Origin of the sequence: Kaistella solincola (assembly GCF_000812875.1) — a bacterium.
Taxonomy (GTDB): Bacteria; Bacteroidota; Bacteroidia; order Flavobacteriales; family Weeksellaceae; genus Kaistella; species Kaistella solincola.
This window is the reverse complement of sequence record NZ_JSYK01000003.1, coordinates 664,876-679,666: the sequence shown is the minus strand read 5'-3', so window position 1 is coordinate 679,666 and position 14,791 is coordinate 664,876. Positions and strand designations below refer to the sequence as shown.

15 protein-coding genes are annotated in these 14,791 nt (G+C 40.1%); 9 read left to right on the top strand and 6 right to left on the bottom strand.

Annotation, left to right across the window (positions count from 1 at the left end):
* Positions 1 to 14 precede the first annotated feature (14 nt).
* From OA84_RS07160 to OA84_RS07125, 7 genes are all read left to right on the top strand, one after another.
* Positions 15 to 1,199, top strand: a complete 1,185-nt coding sequence (locus OA84_RS07160; protein WP_039345840.1) for an acetyl-CoA C-acyltransferase — start codon at positions 15 to 17, stop codon at positions 1,197 to 1,199.
* 139 nt (positions 1,200 to 1,338) lie between these two features.
* On the top strand, positions 1,339 to 3,126 hold the full coding sequence (locus OA84_RS07155) for an acyl-CoA dehydrogenase family protein (protein ID WP_039344192.1): 1,788 nt from the start codon (positions 1,339 to 1,341) through the stop codon (positions 3,124 to 3,126).
* A gap of 407 nt (positions 3,127 to 3,533) precedes the next feature.
* Positions 3,534 to 5,789 carry a cation:proton antiporter domain-containing protein gene (locus OA84_RS07150; RefSeq protein WP_039344190.1) on the top strand — a complete coding sequence of 752 codons (2,256 nt, stop codon included), beginning with the start codon at positions 3,534 to 3,536 and terminating at the stop codon, positions 5,787 to 5,789.
* A 12-nt stretch (positions 5,790 to 5,801) separates the two neighbouring features.
* Positions 5,802 to 6,035 carry a 4a-hydroxytetrahydrobiopterin dehydratase gene (locus OA84_RS07145; RefSeq protein ID WP_039344188.1) on the top strand — a complete coding sequence of 78 codons (234 nt, stop codon included), beginning with the start codon at positions 5,802 to 5,804 and terminating at the stop codon, positions 6,033 to 6,035.
* 156 nt (positions 6,036 to 6,191) lie between these two features.
* Positions 6,192 to 6,911, top strand: a complete 720-nt coding sequence (locus OA84_RS07140) for an SDR family oxidoreductase (RefSeq protein WP_039344186.1) — start codon at positions 6,192 to 6,194, stop codon at positions 6,909 to 6,911.
* Between the two features lie 71 nt (positions 6,912 to 6,982).
* Positions 6,983 to 7,762: a 2-amino-4-hydroxy-6-hydroxymethyldihydropteridine diphosphokinase gene (gene folK, locus OA84_RS11215; protein WP_052252143.1), complete on the top strand. Its 780-nt coding sequence runs from the start codon at positions 6,983 to 6,985 to the stop codon at positions 7,760 to 7,762.
* Between the two features lie 169 nt (positions 7,763 to 7,931).
* Positions 7,932 to 9,467, top strand: coding sequence for a SulP family inorganic anion transporter (locus OA84_RS07125; protein ID WP_039344184.1), 1,536 nt, complete (start codon positions 7,932 to 7,934; stop codon positions 9,465 to 9,467).
* An 80-nt stretch (positions 9,468 to 9,547) separates the two neighbouring features.
* On the opposite strand, the gene OA84_RS07120 is transcribed toward OA84_RS07125, so the two are convergent.
* A complete protein-coding gene (locus tag OA84_RS07120; protein WP_039344182.1) occupies positions 9,548 to 9,859 on the bottom strand; it encodes a hypothetical protein in 312 nt (103 codons plus the stop codon).
* A gap of 296 nt (positions 9,860 to 10,155) precedes the next feature.
* On the opposite strand from OA84_RS07120, the gene OA84_RS07115 reads away from it, so the two are divergent.
* Together OA84_RS07115 and OA84_RS07110 are read left to right on the top strand one after the other, a co-directional pair.
* A complete protein-coding gene (locus OA84_RS07115) occupies positions 10,156 to 10,482 on the top strand; it encodes a YegP family protein (protein WP_039344180.1) in 327 nt (108 codons plus the stop codon).
* Between the two features lie 62 nt (positions 10,483 to 10,544).
* Positions 10,545 to 10,988, top strand: a complete 444-nt coding sequence (locus tag OA84_RS07110; RefSeq protein WP_394332714.1) for a phosphohydrolase — start codon at positions 10,545 to 10,547, stop codon at positions 10,986 to 10,988.
* On the opposite strand, the gene rluF is transcribed toward OA84_RS07110, so the two are convergent.
* From rluF to OA84_RS07085, 5 genes are all read right to left on the bottom strand, one after another.
* Positions 10,985 to 11,713 carry a 23S rRNA pseudouridine(2604) synthase RluF gene (gene rluF, locus OA84_RS07105; RefSeq protein WP_039344176.1) on the bottom strand — a complete coding sequence of 243 codons (729 nt, stop codon included), beginning with the start codon at positions 11,711 to 11,713 and terminating at the stop codon, positions 10,985 to 10,987. The two genes, OA84_RS07110 and rluF, sit on opposite strands and share 4 nt — an antisense overlap.
* Positions 11,714 to 11,763: 50 nt before the next feature.
* Positions 11,764 to 12,468 carry a tRNA pseudouridine(55) synthase TruB gene (gene truB / locus OA84_RS07100; protein ID WP_039344175.1) on the bottom strand — a complete coding sequence of 235 codons (705 nt, stop codon included), beginning with the start codon at positions 12,466 to 12,468 and terminating at the stop codon, positions 11,764 to 11,766.
* Between the two features lie 107 nt (positions 12,469 to 12,575).
* Entirely contained in the window at positions 12,576 to 13,388 is an 813-nt protein-coding gene (locus OA84_RS07095; RefSeq protein WP_039344172.1) for an undecaprenyl-diphosphate phosphatase, read from the bottom strand.
* 70 nt (positions 13,389 to 13,458) lie between these two features.
* Positions 13,459 to 13,755 carry a DUF3098 domain-containing protein gene (locus tag OA84_RS07090; RefSeq protein ID WP_084060876.1) on the bottom strand — a complete coding sequence of 99 codons (297 nt, stop codon included), beginning with the start codon at positions 13,753 to 13,755 and terminating at the stop codon, positions 13,459 to 13,461.
* 2 nt (positions 13,756 to 13,757) lie between these two features.
* A complete protein-coding gene (locus OA84_RS07085; protein WP_039344170.1) occupies positions 13,758 to 14,657 on the bottom strand; it encodes a cell division protein FtsX in 900 nt (299 codons plus the stop codon).
* Positions 14,658 to 14,791: the final 134 nt, after the last annotated feature.

Sequence of the window (14,791 nt, the reverse complement as noted above, 5' to 3'; positions counted from 1 at the left end):
TAAAAATTTTAGAAATGTCAAGACAAGCATATATAATAAAGGGTTTTAGAACGGCCGTTGGCAAAGCGCCAAAAGGAAGTTTGAGATTCACACGTCCCGACGTCATGGCGGCAACGGTCATAGAAAAACTAATGACTGCCGTGCCGCAACTCGATAAAAACAGAATTGATGATTTAATCGTCGGAAATGCGATGCCGGAAGCCGAACAAGGTCTGAACGTGGCGCGATTAATTTCCTTAATGGGGTTAAATACGGATCAGGTTCCCGGCGTTACCGTGAACAGATATTGCGCTTCGGGTTCCGAAGCCATTGCAATTGCGTCCGCTAAAATCCAGGCCGGAATGGCGGACTGTATTATCGCCGGTGGAACAGAATCCATGTCATATATCCCGATGGGCGGTTACAAGCCGGTTCCGGAAAGCGATATGGCAAAATCCAATCCCGATTATTATTGGGGAATGGGTTACACCGCCGAAGAAGTCGCAAACCAATACAAAATCTCCCGAGAAGAGCAGGATCAATTTTCTTATGACTCCCATCAAAAAGCTTTAAAAGCAAACGAAACAGGAAGATTTAAAGATCAAATCGTCCCAATTCCGGTTGAATACAATTTTCTGGATGAAAACCAGAAAATGCAGACCAAAAAATTCGATTTTTCGGTTGATGAAGGCCCGAGAAAAGATACAAGTTTAGAAGGTTTAGCAAAACTGCGTCCGGTTTTCGCAAACGGCGGATCAGTTACTGCGGGAAATTCTTCGCAAATGAGTGATGGCGCTGCATTCGTAATTGTAATGTCCGAAGAAATGGTGAAAGAATTAGGTCTCGAACCTGAAGCAAGACTTGTTGCTTATGCAGCGGCAGGTTTAGAACCACGCATCATGGGAATGGGACCTCTATATGCCGTTCCAAAGGCATTAAAACAGGCAGGTTTAGACTTAAAAGACATCGACTTGATTGAGCTAAACGAAGCTTTTGCTTCACAATCTGTCGCACTTAAAAAGGAACTTGGTTTAAATCCGGATATTTTAAATGTCAACGGCGGCGCCATCGCTCTGGGTCATCCGCTCGGCTGCACCGGAACGAAACTGACCGTTCAGCTTCTCGACGAGATGAGGAAACGCGGCAACATGAAATACGGAATGGTGACGATGTGCGTAGGTACAGGCCAAGGGGCAGCGAGTATTTTTGAACTTCTGTAAAAAGTCTAGATTTTAAATTATAAATTTTAGATGAAATGAGCAATAAAGAAGACAATCTGAATCTTTAAAACTACATCTGAAAAATTATAACAGCGAATCTAATTTAAAATCTATAATCTAAAATTTAAAATTACAAATAATGAGCGATACACAAACAATTTTAAAAGGCGGTGAATTCATCATCAAAGATATTCCTGCGCAAGAAGTATTCAGTTTAGAAGAACTGTCCGAAGAGCAAAAAATGCTTCGTGAATCGGTAACTGAATTTATAGAAAGAGACGTCATTCCATACCGAGAGCGTTTCGAGAAAAAAGATTACGCTTTAACCGAAGAAACCATGAGCAAATTAGGCGAAATGGGAACTTTGGGGATTGCAGTTCCCGAAGAGTATGGCGGTCTGGGAATGGGATTCGTAAGTACCATGTTGGTTTGTGATGCGGTTTCCGGCGCAAACGGTTCTCTGGCGACAGCTTATGGCGCGCACACCGGAATTGGAACGCTGCCTATCCTTTTATATGGAACAGAAGAGTTGAAACAAAAATATCTGCCCGCCTTAGCAACAGGTGAAAAATTTGGCGCGTATTGTTTAACAGAACCCGATGCAGGATCTGATGCCAATTCAGGTAAAACGAGAGCAAAACTTTCTGAAGACGGAAAACATTACATCATCAACGGACAAAAAATGTGGATTTCAAATGCAGGTTTTGCAGACACATTTACCTTCTTCGCGAAAATTGATGACGACAAAAATATTACCGGATTTGTCATCAACCGTTCGGAACTGGAAGATCCAAACAGCATGACAATGGGTGAAGAAGAACACAAATTAGGAATTCGCTCCTCTTCTACCCGCCAGGTTTTCTTTAATGATATGAAAGTTCCGGTAGGAAATTTATTGGGCGAAAGAAACAACGGTTTCAAAATCGCGATCAATGCACTGAACGCAGGCCGTATCAAATTAGCAGCAGCAAATATTGACGGGCAGAGAAGAATCACATCATTGGCAATCAACTATGCGAATGAAAGAAAACAATTCGGCGTTTCTATATCCACATTTGGCGCGATACGTAAGAAGATTGCCGAAATGTCCACAGGAATTTTCGTTTCTGAAGCAGGAGCTTACAGAGCCGCTAAAAATGTAGAAGATAAAATTGAAGAATTCATTTCCAGCGGAATGTCCCACGCAGAAGCGGAATTGAGCGCTTTGGCAGAATATGCGGTAGAATGTTCAATTTTGAAAGTTTATGTTTCAGATTTGACACAACATATCGCAGACGAAGGAATTCAGATTTATGGTGGAATGGGCTTTTCAGAAGATGCTCCGATGGAAGCAGCTTGGAGAGATTCCAGAATCAGCAGAATTTACGAAGGAACTAATGAAATCAACCGACTTCTTGCTGTAGGAATGTTGATCAAAAAAACCATGAAAGGCGAGCTTGATTTACTGAAACCTGCCATGGCAATCGGTAAAGAACTGATGGGGATTCCGTCTTTCGAAGTTCCGGATTATTCCGCTTATATGTCCGAAGAAAAAGCAATTATCCACAATCTGAAAAAAGTATTTTTGATGGTTGCCGGCGCGGCGCTTCAGAAGTACATGATGGAAATCGAAAAACAGCAGCATTTGCTACTGAACGCTTCGGAAATTCTAAACCAGATTTATATGGCAGAATCAGCAGTTTTACGTGCCGAAAAACATTTCGACACCGATTCTGTTGAGGCTTCAATGGCGCGCTTAAATCTTTACAAAGCTGTCGAAGCTATTACCGCTGCGGCAAAAGAAGGAATTGTTTCTTTCGCGGAAGGCGACGAGCAGCGCATGATGCTTTCCGGACTGCGCAGATTTACAAAATATACCAATATGCCAAATGTGGTTGCACTTACCGAAAAAATTGCAGCGCATTTCGTGGAAAAAGGATCTTACTAGAAATAGTTTGAACATGTGGAGAGGCGCCCCGAATTTCGGGGCGTTTTTTTTTATTTAATTTAAATGAAGAAAAAATTCACCGCTAAAAGGCATGTTTTTTTCAAATTTTACTTGCTGATTTTTATTAAATCTTGCTGATTTGAATAAGAAAAAAATTCGCCGCTCTAATGGCATTTTTTTCGAATTTTAATTTCTGCTTCTACTAAACTTCACAAATCGTTTTTTGAAAAATTCGCCGCTTAAAAGGCATTTTTTTCCAAATTTTTGCTTAATGCTTTTCGAAAGTATAATTTAAAAATAATTTGTAGAAAGTTCCGCAAGCTAAATTTCCTTTTATAAATACTAAAAATGCTTTGAAAAGCTGATCCATTTCAGTATTTTTGGGAAAATACAGATTTTTACGAAAGATGGGACATTTACCGAAGTTGATTGAAGACTTAGCATTGATACTAATTGTTGCGGCATTTGTCGTGATTATTTTCCGGAAAATCAAGCAGCCGCTGGTTCTAGGTTACATTATCGCAGGTTTTCTTGTAAGTCCAAACCTCAACATTTTCCCTTCAGTTGTAGATGGCGCAAACATTAAAACTTTGGCAGAAATAGGGGTGATTTTTCTCCTCTTCAGCCTCGGCCTCGAATTCAGCTTTAAAAAACTGATGAACGTTGGTGGCTCCGCCTCTATCACGGCTTTTGTGGAAATTTTCTTCATCACCGTCGCCGGATATTTTACCGGGCGCTGGCTCGGCTGGAGCATTATGGACAGTATGTTTCTGGGCGGAATGCTTGCCAGTTCGTCCACAACCATTATTATCAGGGCCTTCGACGAACTTGGTGTAAAAACGAAGAATTTTGCGCGAACGGTTTTTGGCGTTTTGGTGGTTGAAGATATTGTGGTCATTCTCCTCATGGTTTTGCTTTCAACCATCGCCGTTACGAAGGAATTCGAAGGTTCCCAAATTCTTTTTACCGTGGTAAAACTGCTGTTTTTCCTTATTTTATGGTTTCTTCTTGGGATATTTCTCGTTCCGACTTTACTAAAAAAAATAAAACCGCTGGTTGATGACGAAATCCTGCTGATTTTATCAATTGGTTTATGCCTTGGAATGGTTTTAATCGCTGTAAAAGTTGGTTTTTCTGCAGAACTCGGTGCATTTGTCATGGGTTCAATAATCGCTGAAACCACTGTAGCAGAAAAAGTAGAACACACTTTAAAGTCTGTGAAAGACCTGTTTGCCGCCGTATTTTTCGTGTCCGTCGGAATGATGATCGATTACGAAGCAATGATTTTGTACGCGTGGCCAATTTTCGTGGTGACGCTGCTGACGTTGTTCGGCAAACTCTTCAGTTCGTCACTGGGCGCGCTGCTTTCAGGACAGCCGTTAAAACAGTCGATACAGGTCGGAATGAGTATGGCGCAAATCGGTGAATTTGCCTTCATTGTGGCAACATTAGGACTTTCGCTCGGCGTTATATCAGATTTTCTGTTTCCTGTTGCTGTGGGAGTTTCCGCTATCACGACTTTCACCACACCATATTTAATTAAGTTTTCGGAACCTTTGTACAACTGGATTGTAAAAGTGGTGCCGCCGAAATATATAGACAGAATTAACCAATATTCTTCGAACACTCAAAATATTCAAGCTGAAAACAGCTGGAAAACAATTCTGAAGAATTACGCGCGAATTATCGTGATTAATGGAATTGTAATCGTCGCTATATTTTTGCTTTTTGCAAGGTTCATTATCCCGGCTATTAATGAAAATTTGGATAGCAACAACCTGAAAAATATCATCGGAAATTCTCTTCCAATACTTTTTATCTTACCTTTTTTATGGGCTTTAATGGTGAAACGACCGAGTTCGTCAGCGTATCGTGAACTTTGGACGAAAACAAAATACAATCGCGGTCCGCTTTTAATCATAGAAATTGTACGTTTTGCAATCGGAATTGGTATTCTTGGTTTTTTCCTGAACCGTTTTGCTTCGACTTCACTTTCATTTTTTATCACCATTCCGCTCGCTATTATTTTAATGGTAATTTTCTCCAAAAGGCTGAACAGATTTTACAACCGCCTGGAAAAACGATTTATCACCAACCTGAATGACCGTGAAAGTGTGGAAACAAGCGTTTCAACCTCTATTGCCGGAAATTCCAATATCAAAGAAAGTTTGGGTGCTTGGGACGTTCATATTATTGAACTGGAAGTGAAACCGCTCGCGGATTATATCGGGAAACCTTTGGTAGAACTTCAATGGCGCGAAAAATATGGTATAAACATTGGCTACATCCGCCGCGGCGGAAAACTCATTCATACACCTGATCGCCACCAGGTTTTGATGCCTTATGATAAAGTTGGTTTAATTGCGACTGACGATCAGTTTCAGGTTTTCAAACCTGTATTTGACAGTCAGCAAATTGTCGAGGAAGAAAATATCGATCATATCAAACTCGGGAAAATTCTCATCAACCATCATTCAGCCAAAAAAGGCCTTACCATTCAGGAATCCGGTATCCGTGATAAAACCGATGGTCTAGTAATCGCTATTCGACGCGGAGAACAGCGCATCTTAAACCCCGAATCTTCCGAAGTTCTACAACTTGATGATATTGTGTGGGTAGTCGGAAACCGGAAAAAGATTGAGAAACTGAATGTAGAAATTTAAAAAATTAAAATCATGTGGACAGAAAAAGATGGCAAATTGGAGCAAATTTTTAAGTTTAAAGATTTTTCAGAAGCATTCGCATTTATGACCAGAGTTGCCCTGGTAGCGGAAAGTATGCAGCATCACCCGGATTGGTCAAATTCTTATAACCAGGTTAAAATCACTTTAGTCACCCACGATGCGGGAAATAGAATTACCGAAAAAGATCATCAGCTTGCAGAAGCAATTGATAAAATCCGGGGTTAAAAGGGCACTTTTTTTTAGACATAAAAACTGAGCAACATTCCCATTAAAATACTAAAGCTCTAATTCACCAAAACTTTCACCCTCATAGATTTTAAATAACCGCGCCAATATTTCCGCTTCGATTTATGTCGTACATTTATATTTCTAAAAAACCAAATGAAAAATTATGCTTTAGTTACCGGCAGTGCGGACCGTATTGGTAAAGCCGTTGCGCTCCACCTCGCAGCGCAAGGTTACAACCTGCTTTTGCACTACAATTCCTCCGCGGAAAAAGCCGAAAAACTGAAGAAAGAAATCGAAGAAATGCAGAACGGCGTTAAAGCCGAACTTCTTCAATTTAACTTTTTATTCGACAATGATTTTGATGAAATTTTCCGCTCTCTAAAGCACAAAAATATCATTTTGGATATTCTCGTAAACTGCGCTTCAGACTTCGTTCCATCGGATTTTAGCTTGCCCGGAAGTCAGCTTTTAGAAAAGGAATTCAATATCAATTTCAAAAATGCCTACCTTGTGACCAAAGCTTTTGCGCGCGTCTACAAAAGCGGAAATATTATTAATTTTATAGATACCAAAGTTTCTAAAAACCAAACCGTACACCTCGATTATATTTTAAGCAAGAAATTGCTGCAGGAATTTACCAAAATTTCCGCTGTAGAATTAGCGCCGAATTTCCGTGTAAATGGCATTGCGCCAGGCTTGATTTTACCGCCCGAAGGTAAAGACGAAAATTATCTGCTAAATCTTGCGCAAAATATTCCTTTGAAAAAAATCGGGAATTTGGGCGAAATAACCAAGGCGATTCAATTTATATTAGACAGCGAATTTTTCACCGGTCAAACCTTGTTCATCGACGGTGGCGAACATTTGGTTTAGAAAAATTTGCCGTTTAAACAGGTAATTTTTTCAAAATATATTTAATTCAGAAACCATTAAACTCAGAAAATATGAGCGCGACTTCTAACACTAAGTTGTCCACTATAAAAGTTGAAAATCTGCGTCTGCGCGCATTTATCGGCTTCATGGATTGGGAAACCGAAAAATTGCAGGATTTGGTGATTTCTTTTTCATTTAAATATGACACCTGCGCAGCTTCTGACTCTGATGACATTCAGTATGCGGTTGATTATAAAGCGATTACAAAAGAAATCATCGAACTTGTCGAAAATAAAAGTTACTTTTTGCTCGAAACATTAGCCGAAAAAATTTACACTCATATTCAAAGTTCCGCAGTTGGTTTAGAAGATATTTCAGTGAAAATTGAAAAACCAAATGCTTTGCGTTTCGCCGATACTGTAATGGTAAAAATCGACGGAAAAGACCGCTATAACACCGCAATAATTGCTTTAGGTTCAAATATAAACGCTGAGCAAAATTTTTCCGACGCACTAAAATTGCTTCAGGATTGCGGTTTTATAATGCAGCGCACCGAATTCTTAAAAACAAAACCACTCAAATTTAAATCTCAGCCAGAATTTCTAAATGGCGCCATTCTACTACGGACTAAAAAAAGTCTTTCGGAGCTGAAAATGCATTTGAAACAGATTGAAGCACTTTTGGGCAGAGTCCGTACCGAAAATAAAAACGCGCCACGCACGATCGACCTTGATGTCACAACTTACAACGGATTTGTACTCGACGACGATATCCAGACTTTTCCTTTTCTGCAGGAATTTGTCCGGCAACTGCAATCTTCGATTCCGCTTGAGAACCGGGATTTAGCTTAATCGATTTCCAGAAAATCAGCACATTATTTTTTAGTATTTTTGCCACCGTTGAAAAATATCGAGGTAAAACGGCATTTTTTGCCAAAATACCCGAAAAAAAATTCGATTAAAATTAAAAGTTCAAAAAAGCTTAAAGCTTAAACTTGATTTTTACACCGGCAAAAATTACATGAAAATAGCACTCAACCTTTTTGATTTCTCCCAAAAAATAGATTACCGAACTGAAATTTTAGCGGGTTTAACGGTCGCTATGACCATGATTCCGGAGTCGCTATCATTTGCCATTTTAGCAGGTTTTCCGCCTTTAGTCGGATTGTACGCGGCCTTCATCGCTGGTTTAATCACTGCAATTTTTGGTGGCAGACCAGGAATGGTTTCCGGCGGCGCCGGTGCAACGGTCATTGTGCTCATCGCGCTCATGCGCTCCCACGGCCTCGAATATGTTTTTGCAGCTGTCGCTTTAGCGGGAATCATCCAGATTTTAATAGGCATTTTTAAATTCAGCAAATTCATTCGCCTCGTTCCGCAGCCTGTGATGTACGGTTTTGTTAACGGTCTGGCGGTGATCATCTTCATGTCGCAGCTCGATCAGTTTAAAATCATTTCCAACGGCACCTTTTCCTGGCTTCAAGGCGAAGCATTATATATCATGTTGGGTTTGGTGACTTTAACGATTGCGATTGTCGTATTATTTCCAAAAATCACAAAGAAAATCCCGGCATCACTTGTTGCGATTATAGTTGTTTTTGCACTGGTCGTCATTTTCAGTATTGAAACGAAAACGGTACAGGATATTGCCTCTGTTGAAGGCGGTTTTCCACCGTTTCACGTCCCTAATATTCCATTTAACCTCGAAGCTTTTCAGGTAATTCTGCCCTACTCGCTTATTTTTGCTGCCGTAGGTTTAACGGAAGGTCTTTTGACTTTAAATTTAGTCGATGAAATCACCGGTTCACGCGGAAACGGCAACCGTGAATGTATCGCGCAGGGAACGTCGAATATTGCTAATGGATTTTTCTTCGGGATGGGCGGCTGCCCAATGATTGCGCAGACGCTCGTCAATTTATCTGCCGGTTCCCGCGCACGACTTTCCGGGATTATTGCCGCGATTACCATTTTGCTCATCATCCTTTTTGGTGCGCCAATAATTGGGCGTTTACCGATGGCAGCGCTGGTTGGTGTGATGATAATGGTCGCTCTCGGAACTTTTGAATGGGCAAGTTTCAGGATTTTAAATAAAATGCCGAAACACGATATTTTTGTGGGAATTTTAGTTGCTGTAATCACGGTGATTTTACATAATTTAGCTTTGGCAGTGCTTGTTGGCGTTATTATTTCCGCATTGGTATTTGCGTGGGAAAGTGCTAAAAGAATTCGTGCGCGCACTTATTTCGATGCGGAAGGAACCAAACATTACGACATTTACGGACCGCTTTTTTTCGGTTCGGTGATGGCTTTTTCGGAGAAATTTAAAATTGAGGATGATCCGCAGCGCGTTGTCATCAATTTCAAAGATTCGCGCGTCGCAGATATGTCGGCGATTGAAGCGCTGAATACTTTAACTAAAAAATACAGCGCAGTTGGCAAAGAAGTTCATTTGCAAAATCTCAGCGCTGATTGTATCCGGCTTTTAAGCAATGCCGAAGCGGTGATTGATGTAAATATCATCAAAGATCCGGAATATTTGGTCGCTGTAGAAAAGTAAAATTTTGTTTTCGGAAATTTGAAAAAAAATTCCAAAACAGCAGCGAATAAATTTTCCATTAATTAAAAGAAAAGCTGCTTTTAATTCAGAAAGTAAGTAGAGAGAAAGTTCATAAAACGGTTCATATCCTGGCGCATTGCAAAAGCCAGAAGATATTTTACCTGAGACAAAATCGGTTCAAAACCATTCGAAAGTTTCAGAAATTCGCGCTCCGGAATAATGCCGTAGCATTTTCCCTGGTGAATTAATTTCAGCGCGTGATCGCCCAAAGACACCGTCATATTCCCCATTTTTTTGTAGAAAGTGTAGTCGCTCACTCTCACAAAGCCGTCTTCCAACATCTCAGAAATCAGTTTATTAAAAAGTTTTTGGCCTTCCGGTGATAAATTCATGGCGGGAAATTTAACCTGGTAAAATTAGTAAAAACAAATAAATATTTTTTGGGAACTAAAACGGCATTTTTTTCTGTTTTAATGAAAATCCGCGTTTCTGAAATTTAAAAAAAATTGCCGTTAAAAGCCCATTTTTTTTGTTTTTTAACTTTCAGAAAAAGTCCTATTGCAAACGCGGCAAAATTTAAAAAATTAATAAGCTTATTTTAAGCCCCGAAAAATCAGTGCTTTAAAGTAAAAAAAAGTACTAAATGTGGAATTTATATTTGTAATTTTATATTACAAAAAACACAACCATGGGAAAATTTATTATTTCGTCCAGAAAAAATGGTGCCTACCATTTTAATCTGAAGGCCGGAAACGGACACGTCATTCTCTCCAGCGAAAGCTACAAATCGAAAACCGCATGCAAGAACGGCATTGAATCGGTGAAAAAAAACGCGGCGGACAATTCGAGATTTGAAAAAATTACCGCTTCTAACGGCAAATTTTATTTTACTTTGAAAGCGTCGAACGGCCAGGTTTTAGGAACCAGCGAAAGGTATGAAACGCCGAGCGGCCTCGAAAACGGAATTGAATCAGTGCAGACAAACGCCGCCGAAGCCACAATTGTGGAAGAATAAAACCGAAAAAATAAGCTCATTTAGCGGCAAATTTTTATTTTAGTATCATAAAATATATGACGATGACTAAAAATGAAATGCTGAATAAAGCTATAAAAATAGCGCAGAAGGCGCACAAAGGACAAACCGACAAATTCGGTACGCCGTACATTGGCCATGTAATTCGCGTGATGAATTTAGGGAAAGCGTACGATGAAAAAATCGTCGGTGTTTTGCACGATGTGATTGAAGACTGTCCGGAAATTTCGCTGGATTATCTTTTAGCAGAAGGATTTCCAAACCATATCGTTTTCGCGGTCGAATGTCTGACGAAGTCGCCTTCAGACATGGATTACACCGATTTTATCCACCAAATTGAAAAGTCACGGCTTGCGGTGACGGTGAAATTTTATGATCTCGAAGATAATATGGATCTGAAACGCTTTACACAGCCGCTTACAGAGCGCGATCTGAAAAGGCTGAACAAATATTTGACCGCTTATCTTTATTTAAAGGAAAAATATTAGGAAACCGTTTTGTCCGAATCTTCCAAGAGTTTTTCGAGTTCCGCCATTTCAGCTGGTGTAATATCGCGCCACTTCCCAACGGGAAGATCAAGCTTGAGATTCATAATGCGGATTCGCTTCAGCTTTTTTACTTCATAGCCACAAAATTCACACATCCTGCGGATTTGTCGGTTTAAACCCTGAGTCAAAATTATCCGGAAAGATAAATTATCGATTTGTTCTACCAGACATTTGTTGGTCATGGTACCAAGAATTGGAATTCCACCGCGCATCTGCATTAAAAATTTCGGCGTAATCGGCTTGTCGACACGTACAATGTATTCTTTTTCGTGATTATTTCGCGCGCGTAAAATTTTGTTCACAATATCGCCATCGGAAGTTAAAATAATCAAACCTTCACTTGGTTTATCGAGTCGTCCGATTGGGAAAATCCTTTTTGGATGGTTGACGAATTCTACAATATTGTCGCGTTCGCGTTTGGTATCTGTGGTACAAACGATGCCGACAGGTTTGTTGAGCAAAATATAAACGTGATCTTCCTCGGTTTTTCTGATGGAATTTCCATCTACAAAAATCTCGTCTTCGTCGGAAACTTTGGTGCCGAGTTCCGGAACCACGCCGTTGATTGTGATTCTACCCTGCTCCAACAAACGGTCTGCTTCGCGACGCGAGCAAAATCCAACTTCGGAGAGGTATTTATTTATTCTGGTTTTTTCGGAAGCCATTTTTAAAATTTTTGTGCATTTAGGGCCAAATTTTTCAAATTAAAATTAAATTAATTTTTAAAATTATGGAAGCTGTAATCATTTTCCAAATATTCGGCGCTTGCATTTTCTATGGAATATTCACCGATTTTTGTTCTTCGCAAATTGGTTAAATAAGCGCCAACGCCCAATTCCTGCCCGATGTCGTGTGCTAAACTTCGGATATAAGTACCTTTGGAACAGCCAACGATGAAACGCACAAACGGCAAATCGATTTCAATGTTTTCGATGTAATTGATGGTGGTTTTGCGCGATTTCATTTCGACCTCTTTGCCTTTGCGCGCAAGGTCGTAGGCTCGGTTTCCATCGATTTTTACCGCGGAAAAAATCGGTGGTTTTTGGTCGATTTCGCCGATAAATTTAGCTAAAGTTTCGTGAATCTGATTTTCAGTAACGCCTGAAATATCTTGAGGAAGAATTTCCGGTTTTTCGGTGTCGTAAGATTCGGTTTGAACACCGATTTTTATTTCTGTTAAATATTCTTTTGGCGCGTCCTGAATTTCGGGGATTATTTTGGTGAATTTTCCGGTGCAAACGATTAAAAGTCCCGTAGCGCGCGGATCTAAAGTTCCAGCGTGACCGATTTTGAATTTTTTCGGCAGATTGAACTCGCTTTTCAGTTTGTATTTCAGTTTATTTACGGCCTGAAAGCTCGTCCAGTCCAGCGGTTTGTCGAGGAGAATGATTTGGCCTTCTAAAAAATCGGAGTCTTTCATTTTAAAAAATAATAGCTAAAAAAGCGAAATCTGCAGCCCGACCTGAGTGGAGCTCTACGCCGCGGCGGAAGCTGGAACGGAGGGCGGAAAAAGCTGCCCAAAAAAAATTACTGAAACTGCGTAAAATAAATTAAAAGCACGATCCCAACGATGATGCGGTACCAACCCCAAGGTTTGAAACCGTATTTCGTAAGCACGCCTATGAAAAATTTAATTGCCAAAACCGCCACGATAAACGCCACAATATTTCCGACCGCGAAGAGCATCAAATTGTTGCCCTGCATGAGCAATTCGTACCCTTTTTGCGTGGCTCCGGCGTGGTTCCAGTCTTTTAAAAAGACAGAATATGCCGTAACCGCAAGCATGGTAGGAACGGCCAGAAAAAACGAAAATTCGGCAGCTGCTTTTCGGGTGAGTTTCTGCTGCATTCCACCGATAATTGAGGCGGCACTTCGGCTGGTGCCCGGCATCATCGCCAGACATTGCCAAAAACCGATGAGCAGGGCGCTTTTGTACGAAATGTCTTTTTCGTCGTCCACCGTGTGTACTTTGAAAAGTTTGTCTATGAAAAGCAAAACGACGCCACCCAAAATCAATACAATCGCTATTGGAACGGGATCACCGAGAACGGCTTCGATTTTATCATCAAATAATTTTCCCAAAACAAGCGCAGGAATTACCGCAAGCGCGAGTTTGAAATAAAAGTGAATGTTTTTGAAATCGAAAAACTTCTTCCAGTACAGAAAAACCACCGCCAGAATTGCCCCAAACTGAATGGAAACCTGAAACATCTTTACAAATTCGTCTTCCTGAATGCCAAAAAGTGAACTGGTGAAAATCATGTGTGCAGTGGAAGAAACCGGCAAAAATTCGGTAAGTCCTTCGATGATTGCAATAATAATTGCTTTGATTAAATCCATGAAAAATTGTATGATTATAAAAATTTTGCCCGAGTTTAAAGCTCAGGCAAAACGGAAAATTTCAGTGTTTTTACGCCTTATTTCTTTTAAGAATCGCGTAGACTTCTACTGCAAAACCGGCGACAACCAACAGCGGTGCAATGCGAATTCGGCGGATGGAAAAAATAGATTCGTTCCAAGCGTTAGGATCGAATTTTCCGTCTACGGTATTAGCGTCGGCGCCCATCATCAGCAGAAATCCGAGTAAAATTAAGGCAAGCCCAATAAGCATCCATTTGTAATTTTCGCGCCCGAAGTAGAAACCGATGTTTTCTTTAGCCGGTTCGGTGTATATTTTTTCGGCGTTATTTTGGTGTTTTTTGCTCATTTTTATGAATAATAAAGGTCATCTACATTAGAACGTAAGAATCTCCATGTTGCAAAAATAGTGCTTAAAACGGTAATTAAAATACCGCCAAAGAAGATGCAGACGACTAATATAATCAGCTGGTTATTGTCCTGCGCAAACGGTGTCCCGATTTGGGTGATGAAATAATACCACGCGCCAAACAAAACCGCCAAGCCTAAAACCGCGCCGATAACACCAAGAATGATGGCTTCTTTGATAAACGGCTTGAGGATGAAACGGCGTTTTGCACCAACAAGCTGCATGGTTTTGATGATGAATCTTTTTGAGAATATTTTCAAGCGGATGGAGTTGTTAATCAGCACAACGGCAAGGATTAAAAACAGCACTGAAAATCCTAAAATCCATTTTAAAATATTGTTCAGGTTGTTGTAAACTTCCACCATCAGCGTGCTGTTATTTTTCACATCGGTGATGCCTTTGGTAGATTTTATCTGTTTGATGGCTTCGTCAATTTTTGCAGGATCTACATATTCCGGTTTTAAGGCAACTTCTACTGAAGATGGGAAAATATTTTCTTCGAAAAGCGCGCTGCTTTCAATCCCCATACTTTTTCGGGCTTCTTCAGCCGCCATTTCTCGCGAAATATAGGTGGCTCTTTTTACCGGCGTTAAAGTCTGGATTTTTTTAAAAGTTTCTTCTTCGAGTTTTGCAATCTTTACGGAATCTTTCACATCGTAATTTTCATCGAAATAGGCATTAACAACCAATTGCTCTTTGATATAATCGGAATACTTTTGAGCGTTGATCAAAATAAGCCCCATTAAACCCAGTAAAAATAAAACCAGCGCGATGCTGATAACTACGGTAATATTGCTGGAGCGAAGTCGTCTCTTGTTAAAATCCTCAACTGTCTTAGCCATTAATTAAAAAATTTCTGCTAAAATAGAAAAAAACTTCCGTAATTTGCGGAGAAACGCGGAAAATAGGTGTTAAAAAAAACTTAAAGCCATTTCTGCAAAATCGTTTATTTAAAGGTTTTCAGCGCGTTTTTAAT

Excerpts from the sequence above, each read along its gene's own strand:
- OA84_RS07125 (WP_039344184.1), top strand. The coding sequence starts at position 7,932 with ATGAAAATAGCACTCAACCTTTTTGATTTCTCCCAAAAAATAGATTAC.
- OA84_RS07095 (WP_039344172.1), bottom strand. The coding sequence starts at position 13,388 with ATGGATTTAATCAAAGCAATTATTATTGCAATCATCGAAGGACTTACC.
- OA84_RS07145 (WP_039344188.1), top strand. The coding sequence starts at position 5,802 with ATGTGGACAGAAAAAGATGGCAAATTGGAGCAAATTTTTAAGTTTAAA.
- truB (WP_039344175.1), bottom strand. The coding sequence starts at position 12,468 with ATGAAAGACTCCGATTTTTTAGAAGGCCAAATCATTCTCCTCGACAAA.
- OA84_RS07090 (WP_084060876.1), bottom strand. The coding sequence starts at position 13,755 with ATGAGCAAAAAACACCAAAATAACGCCGAAAAAATATACACCGAACCG.
- OA84_RS07155 (WP_039344192.1), top strand. The coding sequence starts at position 1,339 with ATGAGCGATACACAAACAATTTTAAAAGGCGGTGAATTCATCATCAAA.
- folK (WP_052252143.1), top strand. The coding sequence starts at position 6,983 with ATGAGCGCGACTTCTAACACTAAGTTGTCCACTATAAAAGTTGAAAAT.
- OA84_RS07115 (WP_039344180.1), top strand. The coding sequence starts at position 10,156 with ATGGGAAAATTTATTATTTCGTCCAGAAAAAATGGTGCCTACCATTTT.
- OA84_RS07110 (WP_394332714.1), top strand. The coding sequence starts at position 10,545 with ATGACTAAAAATGAAATGCTGAATAAAGCTATAAAAATAGCGCAGAAG.
- OA84_RS07160 (WP_039345840.1), top strand. The coding sequence starts at position 15 with ATGTCAAGACAAGCATATATAATAAAGGGTTTTAGAACGGCCGTTGGC.
- OA84_RS07150 (WP_039344190.1), top strand. The coding sequence starts at position 3,534 with ATGGGACATTTACCGAAGTTGATTGAAGACTTAGCATTGATACTAATT.
- OA84_RS07120 (WP_039344182.1), bottom strand. The coding sequence starts at position 9,859 with ATGAATTTATCACCGGAAGGCCAAAAACTTTTTAATAAACTGATTTCT.
- rluF (WP_039344176.1), bottom strand. The coding sequence starts at position 11,713 with ATGGCTTCCGAAAAAACCAGAATAAATAAATACCTCTCCGAAGTTGGA.
- OA84_RS07085 (WP_039344170.1), bottom strand. The coding sequence starts at position 14,657 with ATGGCTAAGACAGTTGAGGATTTTAACAAGAGACGACTTCGCTCCAGC.
- OA84_RS07140 (WP_039344186.1), top strand. The coding sequence starts at position 6,192 with ATGAAAAATTATGCTTTAGTTACCGGCAGTGCGGACCGTATTGGTAAA.